At 66.5% G+C, this 19279-nt stretch carries 18 protein-coding genes; 5 read left to right on the plus strand and 13 right to left on the minus strand.

Features of this window, described 5'->3' with window-relative positions; genetic code table 11:
- The first annotated feature begins 22 nt into the window (after nucleotides 1–22).
- Entirely contained in the window at nucleotides 23–1294 is a 1272-nt protein-coding gene (locus tag ACF8LI_RS07030) for an amidohydrolase family protein (RefSeq protein ID WP_016451303.1), read from the plus strand.
- Between the two features lie 13 nt (nucleotides 1295–1307).
- On the opposite strand, the gene ACF8LI_RS07035 is transcribed toward ACF8LI_RS07030, so the two are convergent.
- Nucleotides 1308–2027 carry a Crp/Fnr family transcriptional regulator gene (locus tag ACF8LI_RS07035; RefSeq protein WP_392414768.1) on the minus strand — a complete coding sequence of 240 codons (720 nt, stop codon included), beginning with the start codon at nucleotides 2025–2027 and terminating at the stop codon, nucleotides 1308–1310.
- Nucleotides 2028–2078: 51 nt separating this feature from the next.
- Nucleotides 2079–2990: a LysR family transcriptional regulator gene (locus ACF8LI_RS07040; RefSeq protein WP_123690813.1), complete on the minus strand. Its 912-nt coding sequence runs from the start codon at nucleotides 2988–2990 to the stop codon at nucleotides 2079–2081.
- A 151-nt stretch (nucleotides 2991–3141) separates the two neighbouring features.
- Here ACF8LI_RS07040 and ACF8LI_RS07045 point away from each other — a divergent pair, with 151 nt between their 5' ends.
- The gene (locus ACF8LI_RS07045; protein WP_034364137.1) at nucleotides 3142–4143 is read left to right on the plus strand and encodes a tripartite tricarboxylate transporter substrate binding protein; all 1002 of its coding nucleotides are present in this window, start codon (nucleotides 3142–3144) and stop codon (nucleotides 4141–4143) included.
- Nucleotides 4140–5432, plus strand: a complete 1293-nt coding sequence (locus ACF8LI_RS07050) for a hypothetical protein (protein ID WP_392414692.1) — start codon at nucleotides 4140–4142, stop codon at nucleotides 5430–5432. The genes ACF8LI_RS07045 and ACF8LI_RS07050 overlap by 4 nt, the downstream gene beginning before the upstream one ends.
- A 48-nt stretch (nucleotides 5433–5480) precedes the next feature.
- On the opposite strand, the gene ACF8LI_RS07055 is transcribed toward ACF8LI_RS07050, so the two are convergent.
- From ACF8LI_RS07055 to ACF8LI_RS07070, 4 genes are read right to left on the minus strand one after another with little or no spacing between them, the layout of a single operon-like run.
- A complete protein-coding gene (locus tag ACF8LI_RS07055; protein ID WP_392414691.1) occupies nucleotides 5481–10079 on the minus strand; it encodes an IPTL-CTERM sorting domain-containing protein in 4599 nt (1532 codons plus the stop codon).
- Between the two features lie 8 nt (nucleotides 10080–10087).
- The gene (locus ACF8LI_RS07060) at nucleotides 10088–10609 is read right to left on the minus strand and encodes a tail fiber protein (protein ID WP_312841325.1); all 522 of its coding nucleotides are present in this window, start codon (nucleotides 10607–10609) and stop codon (nucleotides 10088–10090) included.
- A 5-nt stretch (nucleotides 10610–10614) separates the two neighbouring features.
- A complete protein-coding gene (locus ACF8LI_RS07065) occupies nucleotides 10615–11106 on the minus strand; it encodes a phage tail protein (RefSeq protein WP_016451310.1) in 492 nt (163 codons plus the stop codon).
- Complete coding sequence (locus ACF8LI_RS07070) at nucleotides 11106–11579, minus strand: phage tail protein (protein WP_016447529.1); 474 nt, start codon at nucleotides 11577–11579, stop codon at nucleotides 11106–11108. Before ACF8LI_RS07070 ends, ACF8LI_RS07065 begins: the two co-directional genes overlap by 1 nt.
- Before the next feature lie 137 nt (nucleotides 11580–11716).
- On the opposite strand from ACF8LI_RS07070, the gene ACF8LI_RS07075 reads away from it, so the two are divergent.
- Nucleotides 11717–12088, plus strand: coding sequence for a DUF6916 family protein (locus ACF8LI_RS07075; protein ID WP_026062123.1), 372 nt, complete (start codon nucleotides 11717–11719; stop codon nucleotides 12086–12088).
- Here ACF8LI_RS07075 and ACF8LI_RS07080 read toward each other — a convergent pair.
- From ACF8LI_RS07080 to ACF8LI_RS07105, 6 genes are all read right to left on the minus strand, one after another.
- Nucleotides 12075–12599: a GNAT family N-acetyltransferase gene (locus ACF8LI_RS07080; protein WP_047218219.1), complete on the minus strand. Its 525-nt coding sequence runs from the start codon at nucleotides 12597–12599 to the stop codon at nucleotides 12075–12077. The two genes, ACF8LI_RS07075 and ACF8LI_RS07080, sit on opposite strands and share 14 nt — an antisense overlap.
- Entirely contained in the window at nucleotides 12589–12948 is a 360-nt protein-coding gene (locus tag ACF8LI_RS07085) for a DUF6916 family protein (protein WP_026062124.1), read from the minus strand. The genes ACF8LI_RS07080 and ACF8LI_RS07085 overlap by 11 nt, the downstream gene beginning before the upstream one ends.
- A 94-nt stretch (nucleotides 12949–13042) precedes the next feature.
- Nucleotides 13043–13972: a dihydrodipicolinate synthase family protein gene (locus ACF8LI_RS07090; RefSeq protein ID WP_392414690.1), complete on the minus strand. Its 930-nt coding sequence runs from the start codon at nucleotides 13970–13972 to the stop codon at nucleotides 13043–13045.
- 11 nt (nucleotides 13973–13983) lie between these two features.
- Nucleotides 13984–15156, minus strand: a complete 1173-nt coding sequence (locus ACF8LI_RS07095; protein WP_392414689.1) for an L-rhamnonate dehydratase — start codon at nucleotides 15154–15156, stop codon at nucleotides 13984–13986.
- Between the two features lie 28 nt (nucleotides 15157–15184).
- Nucleotides 15185–16213 (minus strand): 4-hydroxythreonine-4-phosphate dehydrogenase PdxA, encoded by a 1029-nt coding sequence (locus tag ACF8LI_RS07100; protein ID WP_392414688.1) that lies wholly within the window; start codon nucleotides 16211–16213, stop codon nucleotides 15185–15187.
- 7 nt (nucleotides 16214–16220) lie between these two features.
- A complete protein-coding gene (locus tag ACF8LI_RS07105; RefSeq protein WP_046987780.1) occupies nucleotides 16221–17192 on the minus strand; it encodes a tripartite tricarboxylate transporter substrate binding protein in 972 nt (323 codons plus the stop codon).
- A 114-nt stretch (nucleotides 17193–17306) separates the two neighbouring features.
- On the opposite strand from ACF8LI_RS07105, the gene ACF8LI_RS07110 reads away from it, so the two are divergent.
- The gene (locus tag ACF8LI_RS07110; protein WP_047326714.1) at nucleotides 17307–18263 is read left to right on the plus strand and encodes a LysR family transcriptional regulator; all 957 of its coding nucleotides are present in this window, start codon (nucleotides 17307–17309) and stop codon (nucleotides 18261–18263) included.
- Here ACF8LI_RS07110 and ACF8LI_RS07115 read toward each other — a convergent pair.
- Nucleotides 18260–19189 (minus strand): LysR family transcriptional regulator, encoded by a 930-nt coding sequence (locus tag ACF8LI_RS07115; protein ID WP_016447520.1) that lies wholly within the window; start codon nucleotides 19187–19189, stop codon nucleotides 18260–18262. The genes ACF8LI_RS07110 and ACF8LI_RS07115 overlap by 4 nt on opposite strands.
- Between the last annotated feature and the right edge of the window lie 90 nt (nucleotides 19190–19279).

Consider the following 19279-nt stretch of genomic DNA (forward strand, 5'->3'; position numbering starts at 1 on the left):
GCCATGCCCGCAGAATACGCAGATGCTTGATCTACTCGTCATTCACGCCACGCTGCCCGACGGCCGCCAGGACATGTCCATCGCCGTGCAGGGCGGGCGCATCGTCGAGGTCGCGGCGGGCCTTTCAGCGCCTGCCCACCAGGTGGTCGATGCACAGCACCAGCTGGTGTCGCCTCCCTTCGTCGATCCGCATTTCCACATGGATGCCACGCTGAGCCACGGCCTGCCGCGCGTCAACCGCAGCGGCACGCTGCTGGAGGGCATAGCGCTGTGGGGCGAGCTCAAGCCGCTGCTCACGGCCGAGGCGCTGATCTCGCGCGCGCTGGAGTATTGCGACTGGGCGGCGGCCAAGGGGCTGCAGGCCATCCGCAGCCATGTGGATACCAGCGATGCCCGCCTGCTGGCCGTCGATGCGTTGCTGGAGGTCAAGCGCCAGGTGGCTCCCTATATCGACCTGCAGCTGGTGGCGTTTCCGCAGGACGGCGTGCTGCGCTCGCCCGGCGGCGTCGCCAACCTGCGGCGGGCGCTGGACAAAGGCGTGGACGTGGTGGGCGGCATTCCCCACTTCGAGCGCACCATGGCCGAGGGTGCCGACAGCGTCAGGCTGCTGTGCGAGCTGGCGGCCGAGCGCGGCCTGCTGGTGGACATGCACTGCGACGAGTCCGACGACCCGCTGTCGCGCCACATCGAAACCCTGGCCTTCGAGGCGCAGCGCCTGGGCCTGCAGGGCCGCGTCACGGGCTCGCACTGCACCTCCATGCACAGCATGGACAACTACTACGTGAGCAAGCTGCTGCCGCTGATCGCAGAAAGCGGCGTGGCCGTGATTGCCAATCCGCTGATCAACATCACGCTGCAGGGCCGCCAGGACAGCTATCCCAAGCGCCGCGGCATGACGCGCGTGCCCGAGCTGCTGGCCGCAGGCGTCAACGTGGCCTTCGGCCATGACTGCGTGATGGACCCGTGGTACGGCATGGGCTCGGGCGACATGCTGGAGGTCGCCCACATGGGCCTGCATGTGGCGCAGATGACCGGCCAGGACGGCATGCGCGACTGCTTCGACGCCGTGACCACGCGCGCGGCGCGTGTGATGCACCTGGACGGCTATGGCATCGAGGCCGGCTGCGATGCCAGCTTCGTGCTGCTGCAGGCGCGCGATGCGGCCGAGGCGATACGGCTGCGCGCCACGCGCCTGAAGGTGTTCCGCAAGGGCCGGTTGCTGGCCGAGGCGCCTGCTGCAACGGCTGCGCTGCATCTGCCGGGCCGCCCGGCAAGAATCGACTGGCGGCGCTGAACCGGCGCCGGCCTCAGGCGCCGGCCAGGCTGGCCTCGCGCACGATGGTCTGCAGGGCCACCAGGTCCCTGACCCCCAGGCCCTGGGCTTCCACGCGAATGCAGGCGTCGCGCTCCATGCGCTTGAGCTCCTGGTTCACGCGCTGGCGCGAGGCGCCCAGCAACTGGGCCAGCTCCTCCTGCACCAGTTGCAGGCCTATGCGCAGCTCGCGCGGGTCGTCCAGCACCTGTGTGCCGTAGCTGCGCGACAGGTGCAGCAGCTGCTTGGCCAGGCGTGCGCGCAGGGGCAGGGTGTTGAGGTCTTCCACCAGCCCGTAGGTCTGGCGTATGCGGTGGGCCTGCAGGCGCAGCAGGGCGTCGTAGAACTCCACATGCGTGGCCAGGATGGCGTGAAAGCTCTCCTTGTCCACGCACAGCAGCGTGGTGTCGCCGTGGGCATAGGCATCGCGCGTGCGGGGCTCGTCAAGAAAGGTGGACATGGCACCGAACCAGGCACCCGGCTCCACATAGGCCAGCGTGGTCTGCCGACCCGACAGGCTGGTCGAGCTCATGCGCACGGCGCCCTGCGCACAGGCATACCACCTGTGCGGCACATCGCCGCGTGCATAGATCAGTGCCCCGTCCTTGAGCCGCCGGACCGTGGTCTGGCGCAGGATGTCATGGCGCAGCGAGGGCGAAAGGCTGCAGAACCACTGGCCGGAATTGATGGCCTCGCGCTCGGCGGGGGTGAGCATGGGCTCGTGGGTACTCGTTTGCAAACCGCTTGTCTCCAATCGGCCGCAATTTTAGGGCGTGCGGGCCTGCGGATAGGCGTGCAATTGCTCGCGCAGCAACTGCACGAAGCAGTCAGCCCTTTCGGTGGGGGCGTATTGGGGCGGCAGGGCCAGCACCACCTCCACCGCACAGGCTGGCAGCAGTGGCAGCACACGCAGGTCGCGCGCGAACACCGAGGCCACGTAGGGGTTGACCACGCCCAGCCCCAGCCCTTGGGCGGCCAGGGTGCAGATGGTGGAGGAGTAGGTGGTCTCCATGGTGGAGCCGGCTTCTATTCCGTGTTCCTGCATGGTGTGGCGCAGTTGCAGGCAGATGTCGTCATCGGCGTTGAGGGTCAGCAGCAGCTGGCCCTGCAGATCGCGCACATGCAGCCGCGTGCGCGTGGCCAGCGCATGGTCCGGGTGCATGACGCAGACGGCGCGGCTGCGGTGCAGCACGGTGGCATCCAGCTCGGGCGTGCTCAGCGCCATGGTGCTGACCACCAGGTCGAAGTGGCCATGCAGCAGGCCCTCGCGCAAGGGCGTGGAGCCCAGGGTCTGCAGGCTGATGTGGGTGCCCGGGTAGCGCTGTGCAAAGCTGCGCACCACGGCCGGGATCACGCTCAGGCCCAGGGCCGGCGTGCAGCCTATGCGCAGCGTGCCGGCGCCGGACTGGCGCAGTGCGGCCAGGTCGCGCTCTATGCGCTCGCGCCCCAGGAAATGCTGCTGCACGGTGGCGAACAGTTCCACGGCCTCGGCCGTGGGGCGCAGCCGGCCCTTGTGCATGTCGAACAGCTTGAGCCCTGCGGCCGCCTGCATCTGGGCCAGCAGCCGGCTGACCGAAGGCTGCGTGGTATGCAGCAGCCGCGCGGCGGCCGTGGTGGTGCCGGTCTGCATGACGGCACGGAAGGCCTCGATCTCTCGGGCGCTCAGGGGTCTGGACATGGCGATTCGGTCCTGCTCGGGGTGGCTGGCAATGTATATCTTTTCTGTATAGAGGCCACGGAAAAATGCATTTTTCCAAAGATGCCCCGCTTTCTACACTGGCCTCATTGCATCGTTTGCCCAGGCGCAGCAGCGCCATCGAAAGGATTCCATGATCAAGACAAGCTCAGGCCGCAAAGCCGCCATGCTCGCTGCGGCCATCTCCGCCTCGTTGGCTGGCACGGCACCAGTCGCCGCCATCGCGCAGGATGGCTTTCCCCAGCCGGGGCGCCAGCTGCGCATCATCGTGCCGTTCACTGCAGGCGGCAGCTCCGACGTGCAGGCACGCATGCTGGCCGACCGCCTGAGCCGGCTCTGGGGCCAGCCGGTGGTGGTGGAAAACAAGCCCGGCGCGGGCGGTCATCTGGGAGGCCGATATGTGGCCGATCAGCCGGCCGACGGCTACACGCTGATGGTGGGTTCCATCGGCCTGCATGCCGCCTATGGCGTATACAGCAAGCTGGCCTATGACCCCGCAAAGGATCTGCGCGTGGTGACCGTGCTGGCCGAGATGCCGCATGTGGTGGTGGCCACGCCCAGCCTTGCCGCCAGCAACCTGGCCGAGCTGACGGCGCTGGCCAAAAAGGCGCCTGGCACGGTCAACTTCGGCTCGGCCGGCGTGGGCTCGTCGGTGCACATGATGGGTGAGCTGTACAAGCTGCAGGCGGGCGCGCCCATCGTGCACGTGCCTTATCGCGGCAGCTCGGCCGCGATCAACGACCTGCTGGGCGGCCAGATCCAGCTCATGTTCGAGAACCCGCCCACGGTGCTGTCGCACATACGCGGCGGCAAGCTCAAGGCGCTGGCCGTCACGGGCAGCCAGCGACTGCCGGCCCTGCCGGACGTGCCCACGGCGGCCGAGTCCGGGCTCAAGGACTTTGTGGCCACCTCCTGGACCACGGTGGCCGTCTCCTCCAAGGTGCCCGAGGCCATCGTCAAAAAGCTCAATGACGACATCCGAAAGGTCGTGGCCACACCCGAGTTCCGCAAGGGCCTGCAAGAGCAGGGCATGAGCGCCGTCGCCAACAGCCTGCCTGAGGCGCAATCCTTCGTTGCCCGCGAAAAGCAGCGCTGGGACCGCGTGATCGCCGAAGGCCACATCTCCGCCCAATGAAACGCTCCATGACTTCGAACACCCCCGCATCCTTCGTCCCCTGCCGCCGCCTGGGCGATGGCCGCCAGCACCACTTTTTCGGCTACTACAACAAGTCCAGCTGGGACCGCAGCAATCGCCTGGTGCTGGCGCAGCAAACGCCGTGGATGGACCAGTACCTCACGCCCCAGGCGCGGGCGTCCATCGGCTACTTCGATACCGAAAACGGTGACCGCTTCCACGCCGTGGGCGAGACCGGCGCCTGGAACTGGCAGATGGGCAGCCAGCTGCAGTGGCTGGACGGGCTGGCGGGCCGCCAGCTGATCCACAACGACAGGACGGCAGATTCCGGGGGGCGCTATCCGGGGTTCGGCTCCGTGGTCATCGATGTGGACAGCGGCGCGCGGCGCACCCTGCCCATGCCTGTGTATGTGGTGGCGCCCAGCAGTGCCTGGGCGCTGTGCGTGGACTACCGTCGTCTGTACGTCACGCACGAAACCATCGGCTACAGCGAAGAGGGTGGTCCCTTCGCCTTGCCCCTGGCGCCCGAGGACGACGGCATCTGGCGCATGGAGGTCGCGACGGGCGAGGCAAGGCTGCTGGCCAGCTATGCGCGCCTCAAGGCATTTCATCACCGCACATCGATGGACAAGGCCATCCACTGGGTCAGCCATATCGAGGTCAACCCGTCTTCCTCGCGCATTCTTTTCCTGCACCGCTGGACCGAACGCGTCAAGGACGAAACCTGCTTTCTGCACCGCCTCATCACCATGGCGCCCGACGGGTCCGACATGCGCCTGCTCGAATGCTCGGACCATCCGCTGCCCCAGCTGGCCGACGACTTCGACCCGATGGCCGTGGGCACCTTCGACTACGAAAAGTCCGAATACCAGATCTCGCATCCGCTATGGCAGGACGACAGCCACATCATTGTGTGGGGCCCGCATGCCGGGGAGATCCACTATCACCTCTATGACGATGTGGAGGGCGGTGACGTGCAGGTGGTGGGCGCAGGCGTGCTGGTGGAGAACGGCCACATGAGCTTCTCGCCCGTGGACACGCGCTGGCTGCTCAGCGACACCTATCCCGACGACCGAACGCACGAGCGCTTCCTGTTCCTGTACGACATGCACACGGGCGAGCGCCACGACCTGGGCAGCTTCTACGCCTCTCCCGATCTCAGCAAGGAAAACCGCTGCGACCTGCACCCGCGCTGGAGCCGTGACGGGCGCCAGGTCTGCATCGACTCCGTGCACGAGCACCAGCGGCAGATGTATGTGCTGGATGTGTCGGGGATCGTGCAGGCTTGACTCGGGTAGCCGGGGGCGCGTAAGCAGCCCCCGGCTACAGCATACGACTCAGCGCGGCTTGCGCATTCGCGTGCGGCGTCCGGCCAGGACTGCGACGCCCAGCATCAGCGCTGCCAGCATCCACTGACCCCATTGCGAAAGCGTGGGAATGGCCGCGGGGCTGCCGCCGGCAGCGGCGGCCAGCACGGCCACGCCGCCCGGGTCACTGATGAAGGCGTTCACATCCAGGTCGTCATCGCCGTTCCTGCCGTCCTCAATCGTCAGCGTCACGCTGTTGTCGCTGGCGTTGAACTGCGCGCCGGTGAAGTGATACCAGTGCGGCGTTGCGTTGTCGGACGTGGGACCGTACTTCCAGTACTGTGCATTGCGGGGCAGATTGTTCGGGAACGTGAGCTTGATGCTCACCGTGGATCCCGGCGCACCGTTGTGGACAGCGAAATCGAACAGGCCCAGCGGGAACTGAAGATTGGCAGGCGGTGCGTCGGCAGGTGACCTGATGTGCCCCTGCAGCGGGATGAAGCCCGCAGTCTGCGCCGGGCCTGTTCCCATGGGTGTGAACACCCATGGGCTTCCCGCAGCAATCTCTGCTGAGACCGTCGTTCCGCCCACGGTACCGGTGATGGTGCTCAGAGAGTGGGGGGGCAGGGTGATCGTGAATGTCTGGTTCACGGGCGTTGCCGCGGCGTACTCGGCATCGCCGGCCTGGCTGGCCTGCAGCGTGCAATCTCCCGTGCGCATCAGCCGCAGCGAGGTGCCCGTGACCACACAGGTCTGAGGAGTGAGGCTGCTGAAGCTGATCGGCAGGTTGGAGTTGGTTGCGGCGGCGTTTGCCAGCGACAGGGCCTGGGGGCTCAGATAACGCAGGGACGAGAAATCGAAGGTGATGTTCTGGATTGCCTTGCCGACTGCAATCTGTACCGAGCCGGTGGCCTGTGCATGGTTGGCATCGGCCGCCTTGGTCGCCGTCACCGTGCAGCTGCCTACGGCCGTGCCGGTGACGGTGTTGCCGAACAGCGTGCAGTTGCCAGCGCCTGCCGTCAGCGCCAGCGTGAGCACACCGCTGCCGCTGCCGCCAGTGACGGTGACCGTGCTGGAGTCGCCTTTGGGAATGCTGGCGGGTGATGCCACCACGGACAGGGCCACCTGGCTTGCCTGTGACACCGTCACCGAAGTGCTGGCCGTGGCCTCTTCATGGTCGGCATCCGCTGCCTTGGTGGCCGTGACCGTACAGGTTCCGACACCCAGGCCGGTGAGCGTGGAGCCCGCGATGCTGCAGGGGCCCGCGACGCTCAAGCCGATGGCGCCGGTGCCCGAGCCGCCCGTGGTGCTCAGTTGCGAAATGCCGCCAAAGCTGATGGCTGCAGGACTGGCCTGCACCGACAGTGCTGTCTGTCCAGCCTTGGCCACGATGACGGTGGTGCTGGCGCTGATGGCCTGGTGGTTGATGTCGCCAGCCTTGGTGGCCGTGATGGTGCAACTGCCGGCGCCAATGGCACTCAACTGGTTGCCCGTCACCGCGCAGAACTGGGCACCACCCGTCACGGCGTAGGTGACGGCGCCGCTGCCCGAACCCCCAGTGGTCGCCAGGGTTGCCGTGGCGCCGAAGGTCAGGGTCGAAGGCGTGGACTGCACGCTCAGGGTGACCTGGGCTGCAGGGGTCACGGTCACCACGGTGGTGGCCAGCGTGTCCTGGTAGTTGGCATCGCCCAGCTTGGTGGCGGTCACTGTGCAGGAGCCCGTGCCTTCCGCAGTGAGCGTGTTGCCGTTGACGGAGCAAAAGGCGGCTCCATCCGTGATGGAAAAGCCCACGGCGCCGGACCCTGCGCCGCCACTGGTTGACAGCGCGGCCGTGCTGAAGGCCGCCAGCGTGCTGGGTGTTGCCATCGCCGTCAGCGCAGGCTGCTGGGCCTTGATCACCGAGATGTCCACGGTGGTCGTGGCGGCCAGGTAGCTGGCGTCTCCCGCCTTGGTCGCCGTCACGGTGCAATCGCCCACAGCCGTGGCTGTGACCGTGTTGCCTGTCAGGGTGCAATAGGCCGCGCCTGCAGTTACGGCGTAGCTGATGGCGCCTTCGCCAGAGCCGCCGTTGGCGCTCAGCGTGGTGGTGCCGGCATAGGGCAGGGTCTGCAGTGCTGCACTTGCCGTCAGTGCAGCCTGCGGGCTCTTGTCATTGGTCAGCGAGAACGAGGTGCTGGCCGCCCCTGCCTGCGCGGTCACGGTATAGCTGCCGGCGAACAGGTTGGCCGTGGCACTCAGCGATGCGATGCCCTGGTCGTTGGTCGTGACCGAGGTTCTTGTGGCAAAGGTGGTGGATGGCCCCGATGCGGCAGGCGCATTGAAGTCCACCATGATGCCGGCAAGCGGCTGGTCGTCGATGTCGGTGACCTTGACCGACAACGGCGTGGCAAAAGGCTGCTGGATGCGGGTGGACTGTTGAGAGCCAGTGAGCACCGCCATGGCCGCAGGTGGGCCGAAAGGATCGATGCGAAATACCAGACCATTCGAAAGGCTCTCGTTTGCGCTGAGAGCGCTGTTCGCAGGGTTGGTCAGGCCGTTGGTGCCCGATGTGGTGGTGGCGCCGCCCACGGAAAGAAGGGTCCTGCCCTGCACATTGGTTGCGGCCAGGCTGCGCATGGCCTCGTTTTCCGAGGTGCCCAGGAACCCTGCATAGTTCCAGTTGTTCGGATCGCTGGTTGCGATGCTGACCAGGAAGCCGTCCTGCTTGCCTCCTGGCGTGGTGGACAGGCCGCTTTGTGCCTTGACGGGAAAGCCTGCTCCATTGCTGGTGCTGCCCGTGGCGAACCACTGCACGCCGTCGCCGGCCAGCCCTTCCACGCTGTCGTAGCCATTGCCACCCAGGTAGGTGGCGTCCAGCACCTGGTCTCCTGATGCATTCAGACGCAGCACAAAGCCGTCCATGCCGGTGCTGCGCGCGGTCTGCGGCCCTAGGCCCTTGCGCAGTCCGCCGTTGTCGGCAGGAAAGTTGTCTGACCCGGTCTCCCCGCCCACGAGCAGTGAGCCGTCATACATCAGGTTCAGTGCCAGTGCACGGTCCGCACCGGCGCCCGAGCCTGTCAGCAGCGTGAAGTAGTCGAAGGCGCTGCCGTCGGCCCGGATCTTGGCGACGAAGCCGTCTGATCCATCGATGGCGCGCGAATTGATTTGTGTCCTGAGGCCCGTGGCGCCCGGCAGTCCCGAGACAGAGTCGGTAGCGCCAGCCACATAGGCCGCGCCGGTGCCGTCCACGGCAATGGCATATCCGATGTCGGCGCCGCCGTCGCCGCCGATGTATCCGGCGTACTCCAGCCCGCTGCCTGAAGCGTCGATGCGGGCCACGAAGGCATCCCGCATTTCTGACTGCGCAGGGCCAAAGCCGTGGTTGAGCTGCGGCCCGTTCACGGCAGGAAAGCCTTTGCCTTCCGTGAATCCGGTCACATAGACCCGGCCAAGGGTGTCCAGAGCCAGGGCATTGGCCTGATCGTCACCCGTTCCACCAATCAGGCCCGAATACAGAATGCCGGCACCGTCTGGTGCCAGGCGCATGACGAAGGCATCCCTATCCGTCGTGCTCTTGCTGCGCCGAAAGCGTTGGTTGGCATCTGTGCCAAGCAGGGGGAAGCCGGTGGATTCCGTGCTGCCCGCCAGGTGGATGCGGTTTTGTATGTCCACGGCCAGGCCGTTGCAGGCGTCGTCTCCCGATCCGCCCACATAAGTGACGCTCAAGGGGACACCCTTGGGATCGAATCTGACGACGAAGGCATCCTCGCCACCTTTGCTGCTGCCTGCGTTGGGCAGGTCGGACGATTGCGTCACGCCACAGGCGTAGGTGTTGCCGTCGCTGTCTCGCGCCACGGCGTTGACCTGGTCGGCCGAGTTGCCTCCGACCAGGCCCGAGTAGCCGGTCCAGGCCGGATCGATGACCAGCGGCAGGCCTTTGTCATGGCTGCCCAGCTCAAAGCCCACGCGCCAGGTGGTGGCGTCCACCTGCTCCAGCCGATAGCGGGCGGGCACGTCCACGCGGCCATTGCCCCGGGGTTGGTAGACCAGCGGTGCATCGTCGGTGAAAAGGTCGTTGCCTATGCTCCACTGCAGCGCTCCCGTGGGCAGGATGCGTGCATCCGTCGCACCTTCCACGCGCAGCCAGACCAGCGAGGCATCGGCGCCAGGCGCCAGCTCAAACTGGTACTTGAGGCCACCGGGCTCACCCTGGAAGACGGCATCGATGCCGGGCCAGACACTGCGGTAGCCCAGCGCACCGAAGCTGCGCAGGCCCGTGCGCCATTGCGCGGCTTCGCCGACCAGCCAGTGGTAGAGCGTGCGCGAAGGGTGCAGGCCCTGCGGGGCCGACATCGATGCGTTCTCGAAGCTGTAGCGCAGGCGCGAATCCGGGCGCAGGCTCAGGCTCCGGGCCACGCCGGATGCGGCCACCGACCGGCCTTGCACGCTGGTGGCCCGGCCGGGCAGGTCGATGCTCATGCCTTGCGCGTCGAAACTGATGCGCTTGCCTGAGGCCATGGCGCGAAAGCCGGCCCCGGGCATTTCTATGAAGCGGTTGTCCCTGCCAGAGAACTCGCGTTGCACCAGGGGATCGGCCTGAGCCCCCGTGGTCAAGGTCAACAGGGTCAAGGCCGCAATGGAACTGCGCATAGGTGTACTCAGCTCCGTGCGGGGAAGATGCCCTGCAAGGCGATGATGAAGTTCATGACCAGGTAGGGCGGAAGATTGTTGTGTGGCTGGCTGTCGCCCGCAGCTTGAGGGGGAGCCATGGTGACCGCAGAGGTGTTGGAGGCTGGCGCGATGTACGGGCGCGTCGGTGCGGTGCCCAGGACGGCGCCTGCCGGGCTGGCTACAGCGGGATCCGCAGGCGTGCCCGCTCGGGCCAGATGGCTGTGGACGGGAATTTCCGATGCCTGCAGCTTCACGGTTTCAACACCGCCGGATTCGCCCAGATCGCGCAGTGACAGTCCAGGTCCTTGGCCCGGGTGCATGGGCATGCGGCCCTGCAAGTCGGGAAGCGCGAAGTTGGACTTGCCATTTCCACCGTATGTCGTTCCCAGCAGGGAAAACAGCGCCGTGTTCTGAGAAAGCGGTATGAGCTGACCATCGCAAAAGGCCCAGCCCTTGGGTGCGAAGTTGAATCCGCCAATGCGGATTTCGGCGACGAAGGGATCGGACATGGTCTTCAGGTCGGAGAAGGAAAGAGGCCTTGCATGGCCATGCAAAAGCTCAGTGCCAGATAGGGCGGCATATTGAGGTGTGGCTGGCCGCCGCCCACATTGGCCAGCAGGGCTGGCATGGTCGTATCACCGCTTTGCGCATAGTGGCCGCGCGCCGCTGCAGGCAGGTTGCCGTTGCCCGATGTCGCCTGGCCCGTAGTGCCGGAAGCGGCCATGGCGTGGCTATGCTGCGGTATCTCTGACAGGGTCAGGGTGTGGGTTTGCTCGCCTGCTCTCTCTCCCTGCGTATGGCCGGCTCCCATGTGCATGGGCATGCGGCCGCGCAGGTCGGGCAGTGCAAAGTTGGTCTGCCCGTCGCCACCGTAGGTGGTGCCCAGCAGCGAGAACAGTGCCTGGTTCTGGTTGATGGGCAGCAACTGCCCATTGCAAAGAGCCCAGCCTTTGGGGGCGAAGTTGAAGGAGAAGACGCGAACCTCTCCGAGAAAGGGGGTAGACATCAGGTGGGGGAGGGATAGATGCCGAACAGCGAGATGATGAAGTTCACGCAAAGGAAGGGCGGCATATTGGTATGCGGCTGCGACCCTCCTACCGAACTCACCATCGATGCAGCCATGGGCGTGGCGGGGACGCCGTTCACAAAGGCCTTGTGATCCCTGTGCTTGGCAAACACTGCGTCGGCGGGCGAGGCCAGAAAGCCTGTGCCCGAGGACGCGGGAACGCCGTGCGTGTGGGCTGGAATCTGATTGACGGTCAGCGTGACGTCTTCGACTCCAGCGGCCTGAGCCAGCGGGAATCCGTTGCCTGCGTGCAGGGGGATGCGGCCACGCATGTCTGGCAGGGCGAAGGTGCTTTGGCCATCACCGCCGTATGTCGTGCCGATCAGAGTGAAAAGGGTTTCGTATTCCGAGATGGGCATTTGCTGCCCTTCGCAGAACATCCAGCCTGCCGGCGCGAAGTTGCCGGCAAACATGCGGATTTCCCCAACAAAGGGTTGAGCCATGACAGGGTGGGGTTAGTAAACGTTAATAATTGCAAAATAGTTTAGTATGGCAACCTGTTTCGCAGCAAAAATATTTTGCTTCTGTTGCTTGGGCAGGAAGGGCCACGATGAAGACAGGACGCCGTGCTTTCATGCAGGTTGCAGGGGCCTTTCCCGCTGCAGCGGCCGTTTCCGGGATTCCAGTGATCGCCTGTGCGGCTGGCATGGAGTTGCGCCGCAGCCACTTTCAGCCGCTGCTGGGCCATAGCTTCTCGATAGCAGGAGAAGTTTCCGAGTTACGTTTGGTTTCGTTGGCAGCGCTGCCGCACACACTGCATGGCGACCGCTCTTTCAGCGCACTGTTCGAGTTGTCCCGCCCTGGCGCGTTGCTGCAGGACACCTGGGAAATCTCTCATCCGGCTCTGGGAAGCCACGCCGTCTTCCTGAGCCCCAGCGACGCGCGAGGCGGTCTGCTGGAAGCCGTGTTCAACCGCGGCTGAGCGCCGCGGTCCTGCGCATGCGCAGGTAGATGCCTTCCTGGTCCTGCTCGACAAAGCCCAGGCGCGTATACAGGCGCCGGGCTGGATTGTTGGCTTCCACGAACAGCTGCATGTCGCGCCCTTCTTGATCTGCCCAGCCGGCCAGCCATTGCATGAGGGCCGTGCCCAGTCCCTGGCCTTGAACAGCGGCGTCGAGCGAGATGTCCATCACTCCCAACGGCCCGGGTGCGAGATTGAGGTAGAGCCGGCCTATAGGCAGACCTGCCCTCTCGATCACGAAAAACGCGCCGTGTGCGTAGTGCTTGCGGTAGTGCTGGTCCTGCAAAGCGAACTGCGAATCGCAGAATGCATGCTTTTCTGCTTCGCTCCAGGGCACGGGCGCCAGTTCGGCAGCGCGTACCTGGCGGTACAGGGCGCGGAGAAAAGCGTAGTCGGCTTCTTCGGCCAGGCGCAGCCGCACATCCTCCAGATACAGCGGCGGCAACTCGGGCACGAACGGATCAGACGGCATGGGAAAAGCAGGCCTCGTAATCGACATGGCCTGCCGACTGCGCAATGGGCGTGATGAAGATGGCGTAGTCACCGAGCTGCGCATGGCGCACGCGGTAAGTGCGCTGCGGCAGCTGCGGCTGGCGCGGACCGCGAAACACCAGGGAGAACTGCAGCATGCCGGGCGTGTCGGCCGATGTCTGCGTTGCGCTGAGCACTTGCATGTCGATGCCGATGGTGTGCTCGCCCTCCGCCATGAAGAAGCTCACGGTCTGCTGGGCAAGGGCCTGGGCGTCGCTCCAGGACAGGACTCTGGCATACAGCGCGTCGTCCAGTTCGACGTTGGACGGGGACAAAGAGGTTGCGGACATGGGCGGCAGTCTGATCGGTGGGGCTGGCAGGCACAGAGCGGCAGCATAGCCCATGCACAGGCGGCGGTTTTCTTCTGCTGAGACCTCAACTGCCTCAACCCCCCCAGCGCAGCACCAGCGGATCGAGCCGCCGCGCGATGTCCAGCAACTGGCGGCGCACCTCGGGGTGCATGGGCGGCCAGGGCGCGCGCGGGGCGTCGCAGGCGATCACGCCGCCGGCCTTCATCAGCGCCTTGGCGGCCAGGAAGCCGGCCTGGCGGTTTTCGTGGTTGATCAGGGGCAGCCAGCGCTGGTAGAGGGCGAATGCGGTGTCGGGGTCGCCGTTTCTGTGCGCTTCGATGATGGGGCGTATGCCGTCGGCAAAGCCGCCGCCCGTCATGGAGCCCGTGGCGCCGGCCTCCAGGTCGGCCAGCAGGGTGATGCCTTCCTCGCCGTCCCAGGGGCCTTCGATGGCCTCGCCGCCCAGGGCGATGAGTTCGCGCAGTTTGCCGGCGGCGCCTGCGGTTTCCATCTTGAAGTAGCAGACCTGCTCGATCTCGCGGGCCATGCGCGCGAGGAAGGCGGGGGACAGCGGCGTGCCTGCGGCGGGCGCGTCCTGCACCATGATCGGAATGGCGATGGCATCGGACACGGCCTGGAAGAAGCCCTGGATCTGGGGCTCGCCGAAGCGGAAGGTGGCGCCGTGGTAGGGCGGCATGACCATCACCATGGCCGCGCCCATGTCCTGCGCGCGGCGGCTTCGCTCGGCGCACACGCGCGATGAGGTGTGCGTGGTGGTGACGATCACGGGCACGCGGCCCGCCACATGTTCCAGCGCCGTGCGCGTGAGGGTCTCGCGCTCGTCATCGGCCAGCAGGAACTGCTCTGAGAAGTTGGCCAGGATGCACAGGCCGTCCACGCCCGAGTCGATCATGAAGTCCAGGCAGCGCCTCTGGCTGGCCAGGTCCAGCGTGCCGTCCTCGTGGAAGGTGGTGGGTACCACGGGGAAGATGCCGCTGTAGCGCGGCCGAGAAATTCCGGGCATGGCGTGCTCCCTCATTCGACGATGCGGAACTGGCCCAGGTACTCGGTCTTGAGCGTGAGGCCCAGGCCCGGCACATCGTCCCTGAGCTGCAGGAAGCCGTTCTCGGCCACGGGTTCGCCGTCGAAGATGTACCAGAACAGCTCATTGCCCACCTCCACGTCGAAGATGGGAAAGTACTCGGCCATGGGCGAGGCCAGCGTGCTCATGGTCAGGTGGTAGTTGTGCATCTGGCCCGCATGCGGGATGACGGGCACGCTGAACGCCTCGCACAGCGCATTGATCTTGTGCGCCGCCGTGATGCCGCCCACGCGGTTGGTGTCGTACTGCACGACGCTGACGGCCTTCTTGTCCAGCAGCTGCTTGAAGCCGTAGAGGCTGAACTCGTGCTCGCCGCCCGAGATCGGAATGCTGGTGAGCCGGCTGAGTTCGGCGTAGCCGTCGATGTCGTCGGCGATCACGGGCTCCTCCAGCCAGCGCGGCTCGAACTTCTCCAACTTGGGCAGCATGCGCCTGGCGTACTCCAGGTTCCAGCCCATGTAGCACTCCAGCATCAGGTCGCAGTCGTAGCCTATGACCTCGCGCACGGCCTCGACCGAGCGCAGGTTCTCGCGCACGCCTTCCTGCAGATGGGCCGGGCCGTAGCCGAAGCGCATTTTGAAGGCCTTGAAGCCCTGGTCCAGGAATTTTTGCGCCTCTTCCTGCATGGCCTTGAGGTCGGTGCGGTAGAGCTTGCTGTAGTAGCAGGGAATCCTTTCCTTGGTGCGCCCGCCCAGCAGCTTGAACACAGGCTTGTTCACGCTCTTGCCCAGGATGTCCCAGATGGCCAGGTCCACGGCCGAGATGGCGGCCATGGTCACGCCCTTGCGGCCCCAGGCGTGCGTGGCGCGGTACATGCGCTGCCACAGGTATTCGTAGTCCCACGGGTCGTGGCCAATGACCAGGGGCGCCAGGTACTCGTCGATGATGGCCTTGGCGATGCGCGGCGCCAGCGCCACGTTGCCCAGGCCGACGATGCCGTCGTCGGTCTCGATCTCCACCACCGTCCAGGAATGGAAGCGGAAGGTGGACATGGTCTCCTGCGGCGCATAGAGCAGGTCCATGGCGTTGGAGCAGAAGTTGCCCTGGGGCGGCACGGTCTTGCCTTGCCATTCGTAGACGCGGGAGCGGACGGATTTGATTTTCATGATGGTGAGGGCGGGGGAGTGAAGTCAGTCAGGACAGGCGCGCGGCGCCCATGCGGCAGGCGATCAGGAAGGCCTGCCAGGTGGCCTCCACGCTGGCCCGGCCCTGGCCCGCGATGTCATAGGCCGTGCCGTGGGCCGGCGTGGTGATGGGGATCGGCAGGCCGCCCTGCACGGTCACGCCGCGCGAGAAGCCCAGCAGCTTGATGGCGATCTGGCCCTGGTCGTGGTACATGGTCACGATGGCCTGGTACTCGCCGGCCTGGGCCTTCAGGAAGATGGTGTCGGCCGGGAAGGGGCCGTGGAACGGGTCGGGCGTGGGCCAGTCGCGGGCCTGCAGCGCGCGCACGGCCGGCGCGATGATGTCGATCTCCTCGCGCCCGCAGGTGCCGCCGTCGCCGTTGTGCGGGTTGAAGCCCGCAATCGCCACCTTGGGGGCCGCCATGCCGCTGGCCAGCAGCGCGCGGTAGATCAGCTCGGCCGCCTGGGCGATGCGCTCCTGGCTCAGATAGCTGGCCACGTCCCTGAGCGGCACATGCGACGAAATGCGCGAGGTCCACAGATCGCCCAGCGTGTTGAATTCGCAGAAATAGCCGCTCACACCCAGGTACTCGGCAAAGTGGTGCAGCTCGTCCTCATGGCGCAGGCCGCCCAGCTTCATGGCCTGCTTGTTGAGCGGCGCAAAGCAGATGGCGTCGATCTGGCCGGCCTGGGCCGCGTCCATGCACCGGTCCAGCACCTGCAGCACCGAGCGCCCGCCTGCGGCTTCGGCACGACCCGGGTGCACGGCATCGGGGGCCACCGTGTCCAGGGCCAGGAAGGCGGGCAGGGCGGTGTCGGTGCGGCCACGTGCATGGGCCATGCCGGCGATGGGTGTGGTGGCCACCTGCAGGCCCGCGATGCGCTGGCCCTGCTGCCACAGCCAGGGGTCGCCGGCCAGCACGATGTTGGCCTTTTGCATGGCCTCGGGCCGCGCCAGCAGGCGTGCGATCAGTTCGGCGCCTATGCCGGCGGGATCGCCCAGGGTCAGGGCGACGACGGGAAGTTCGGATGCGGGCATGTGCGGCTCAGTCGATCTTGATGTGGTTCTTGCGGATGATTTCGCCAAAGCGCTGGTACTCGGCGTTGTGCAAGGCAATGAACTCCGCCTGGCCCATGGGCTGCAGCTCGGCGCCCACGGCCTCCAGGCGCGTGCGCGTCTCGGGCATGGCCAGCACCTTGTTGACCTCGTCGTGCACCCGTGCCTGCACGGCGCGGGGTGTGGCCGCTGGCATGTAGATGCCGTACCAGGCGCCTATCTCCACGCCGGGCAGGCCGGCCTCGGCCAGCGTGGGCACCTGGGGCAGCTGGGCGTTGCGCCGGGGCGATGTCACGCCCAGGGCGCGCAGCTTGCCGGCCTTGATCTGGCCGATCACCGAAGGCATGGTGTCGAAGCTCATCTGCACCTGGCCGCTGACCAGGTCCACCAGGGCGGCGGCGCTGCCCTTGTAGGGCACGTGGGTCAGTTCAATGCCGGCCGCGTCCTTGAACATCTCGGCCGCGATGTGCTGGGTGCTGCCCGTGCCGCTGCTGGCGAAGTTGATCCTGCCGGGCTCCTTGCGGGCCAGGGCGACCAGTTCCTGCACCGAGTTCGCGGGCAGGCTGTTTCCCACCACCAGCACATTGGGCACTGCGCCCACATAGGCCACGGGCACCAGGTCGCGGTTGCTGTCGTAGCCCAGTTTGAGCAGGTGCGGGGCAATGGCATGGGCCGTGACCACTCCCATCACCATGGTGTGCCCGTCCGTGGACTTGGCCGTCATGTCCACGGCCAGGGTGTTGGAGACGCCGGGGCGGTTTTCCACGATCACGGGCTGGCGCAGCAGCGGCGCGAGCCGGTCGGCCACGGCGCGTGCCATGGCATCCGTGCCGCCGCCCGGGGCCGAGCCCACCAGCATGCGCACGGGCCGCGCGGGCCAGTCGGGCGGGGTTGGCGGGGTTTGAGCGGTGGCGAGCGAGGGCAGCAGGGCGGCTGCGGCCAGCAGGATGCGGCGTTGCATGTCTTGTCTCCGGTGCTTTTGTTGTGGGTCCATGCTAGGCAGGCAATTGATTGCCGTAAACTGAAAATTGCTGATGAATGGATAACTCCAGGCAATCAATTCAAAGGGACTTCCATGGGCTCCATCGACCGCAGGGACAGCACGCCGCAACTGCTCAATCGCCTGCGCATGCGGCAGGTGGCGCTGATGCTGGCCATAGAGGAGCAGGGCACGCTGCGCGGCGCTGCAGCCCGGCTGGGCCTGAGCCAGCCGGCGGCCACCAAGATGCTGCATGAGCTGGAAGGCGCGCTGGGCCTGCCGCTGTTCGAGCGCGTGGGCCGCGGCCTGCAACTGAACGCCGCCGGCGAGCGCGTGACGGGCTACTTCCGCCACCTGCGCGGCGGCATGGAGGCGCTGAACCGCGAGCTGCAGGAACTGCGCGAAGGCAGCGCGGGGCGGCTGGCCGTGGGCAGCATCATGGCGGCGTCGCCGGGCCGCCTCACGCAGGCGCTGCTGGCGCTCAAGCGCCAGTGGCCGCTGTTGTCCATCGAGGTGGCCGTGGACACCAGCGACCGGCTGCTGGCGCAGTTGCAGGACGGGGTGCTGGAGGTGGTGGTGGGCCGTCCGGCCGGGCCGTCCGACGCGGATCACCGGTTTTGCTCGCTCGATGATGAGGCCCTGTCCATCATCGCGGGCTGCAGCCATCCGCTGGCGCGTGCCCGCAGCGTGAGCTTTGCGCAGTTGCAGGCCTATGGCTGGGTGCTGCAGCCGCCGGGCAGCCCCATGCGCGCGCTGATCGACCAGGAGTTCCAGGCCCACGGCTTGCCGCTGCCGCGCGGCCTGATCGAGACGGGCTCCATCCTCACCACCATGAACCTGGTGCGCAACTCCGATCTGGTGGCCGTGATACCGCAGGCCGTGGCCCGCGACCATGCCGAGCACGGCATGGTCCGCATCCTGCCCTACCGCATGCGCCGCAACCTGCAGTCCTACGGCAGCCTGGTGCGCCGCGACCGGCCGCTGAGCCAGGCGGCCGCCAGCTTTCTGGCGCTGTTGCACGGGCAGGAGCCGCCGCCGGCATCCGCGCCCTAGCCGATGTACCGCACCAGATGCGGGCTGACCCGCTTGCAGTAGCTCTTGCAGACGCGGCGCAGCACTTGGGCGGTGTCGGTGACGCCGGGCGGCGGGCTCTTGGGGTACCAGGTGGTGATGCGAAAGGAGGGTGGCGTGGGCAGATCCAGCTCCACCAGCTCCCCGCTTGCCAGCTGCGGCGCCACCAGCATGCCGTGCATGATGGCGACGCCCAGGCCCTCGCGCACCAGCGAGACCAGGGCCGCCAGCGAGGGCGATCCCGAGATGCGCAGATCGCTGGAGACCATGCCGCTTTGCACGGCCAGTTGCTGTGCCATGGCCACGGCCTGCTCGTAGGGGCCGGTGCCGCGCATCTGTGTCAGCAATTGCTTGCCCAGCGCCTTGTGCAGTCCATCCTTCCTGGGCACCAGGCCCCGCCTGGCAATCCAGTGCACGGGCACCTCCAGCAGGTTCTCGACCACGGCGAACTGGGGGTCCACGCCGCTGCCGGTGCGCACGATCAGGTCCAGGTCGCGCCGCATCATCTGCTCCGACAGGTGGGTGCTCAGATCGACGGTCAGGTCCAGCTCGATATGCGGCAGGCTGGCACCCATCGCCTTGACGAATTCGGGCAGGAAGGTGTGTACCGCCGTCTCCAGCACGCCGACCCGCAGGCGGCAGCCGATGGCGTCGTCGGACCTGGCGGCACGCTCCAGGGTGCGTGCGGCTTCAATGACGGCCTCCGCATGCCGCAGCAAGCGGGCGCCGGCGTCGGTGATCTGCAGCGTCTTGCGGTCCCAGTGGAACAGGGTCACGCCCAGGTCCGACTCCAGCCCGCGTATGCGCATGGAGACGGCGCCGGGGCTGGCATGCACCAGTTCGGCCACGCGGCGCACGCTGCCGATGCGTGCCAGCAGCACAAAGGTTTCAAGAAAACGGATATTCATGGGGGTCTGCGCGGGCTGCGGTGGCTGTTCAGTTTTTCTGGGAGAGGCTGCGCACAATTCCTGAGTGGACCGGTGGCCTGCTGCTTTTTA

It is taken from the genome of Delftia sp. WSY_12 (assembly GCF_043104645.1).
Lineage (GTDB): Bacteria > Pseudomonadota > Gammaproteobacteria > Burkholderiales > Burkholderiaceae_C > Comamonas > Comamonas tsuruhatensis.

Bases quoted from the DNA above. Each gene is read 5' to 3' on its own strand.
- ACF8LI_RS07035 (WP_392414768.1), bottom strand. From the start codon at position 2,027: ATGCTCACCCCCGCCGAGCGCGAGGCCATCAATTCCGGCCAGTGGTTC.
- ACF8LI_RS07090 (WP_392414690.1), bottom strand. From the start codon at position 13,972: ATGCCCGGAATTTCTCGGCCGCGCTACAGCGGCATCTTCCCCGTGGTA.
- ACF8LI_RS07085 (WP_026062124.1), bottom strand. From the start codon at position 12,948: ATGTCCGCAACCTCTTTGTCCCCGTCCAACGTCGAACTGGACGACGCG.
- ACF8LI_RS07110 (WP_047326714.1), top strand. From the start codon at position 17,307: ATGGGCTCCATCGACCGCAGGGACAGCACGCCGCAACTGCTCAATCGC.
- ACF8LI_RS07045 (WP_034364137.1), top strand. From the start codon at position 3,142: ATGATCAAGACAAGCTCAGGCCGCAAAGCCGCCATGCTCGCTGCGGCC.
- ACF8LI_RS07050 (WP_392414692.1), top strand. From the start codon at position 4,140: ATGAAACGCTCCATGACTTCGAACACCCCCGCATCCTTCGTCCCCTGC.
- ACF8LI_RS07030 (WP_016451303.1), top strand. From the start codon at position 23: ATGCTTGATCTACTCGTCATTCACGCCACGCTGCCCGACGGCCGCCAG.
- ACF8LI_RS07095 (WP_392414689.1), bottom strand. From the start codon at position 15,156: ATGAAAATCAAATCCGTCCGCTCCCGCGTCTACGAATGGCAAGGCAAG.
- ACF8LI_RS07115 (WP_016447520.1), bottom strand. From the start codon at position 19,189: ATGAATATCCGTTTTCTTGAAACCTTTGTGCTGCTGGCACGCATCGGC.
- ACF8LI_RS07040 (WP_123690813.1), bottom strand. From the start codon at position 2,990: ATGTCCAGACCCCTGAGCGCCCGAGAGATCGAGGCCTTCCGTGCCGTC.
- ACF8LI_RS07105 (WP_046987780.1), bottom strand. From the start codon at position 17,192: ATGCAACGCCGCATCCTGCTGGCCGCAGCCGCCCTGCTGCCCTCGCTC.
- ACF8LI_RS07100 (WP_392414688.1), bottom strand. From the start codon at position 16,213: ATGCCCGCATCCGAACTTCCCGTCGTCGCCCTGACCCTGGGCGATCCC.
- ACF8LI_RS07060 (WP_312841325.1), bottom strand. From the start codon at position 10,609: ATGTCCGATCCCTTCGTCGCCGAAATCCGCATTGGCGGATTCAACTTC.
- ACF8LI_RS07065 (WP_016451310.1), bottom strand. From the start codon at position 11,106: ATGTCTACCCCCTTTCTCGGAGAGGTTCGCGTCTTCTCCTTCAACTTC.
- ACF8LI_RS07075 (WP_026062123.1), top strand. From the start codon at position 11,717: ATGAAGACAGGACGCCGTGCTTTCATGCAGGTTGCAGGGGCCTTTCCC.
- ACF8LI_RS07055 (WP_392414691.1), bottom strand. From the start codon at position 10,079: ATGCGCAGTTCCATTGCGGCCTTGACCCTGTTGACCTTGACCACGGGG.
- ACF8LI_RS07070 (WP_016447529.1), bottom strand. From the start codon at position 11,579: ATGTTTGCCGGCAACTTCGCGCCGGCAGGCTGGATGTTCTGCGAAGGG.
- ACF8LI_RS07080 (WP_047218219.1), bottom strand. From the start codon at position 12,599: ATGCCGTCTGATCCGTTCGTGCCCGAGTTGCCGCCGCTGTATCTGGAG.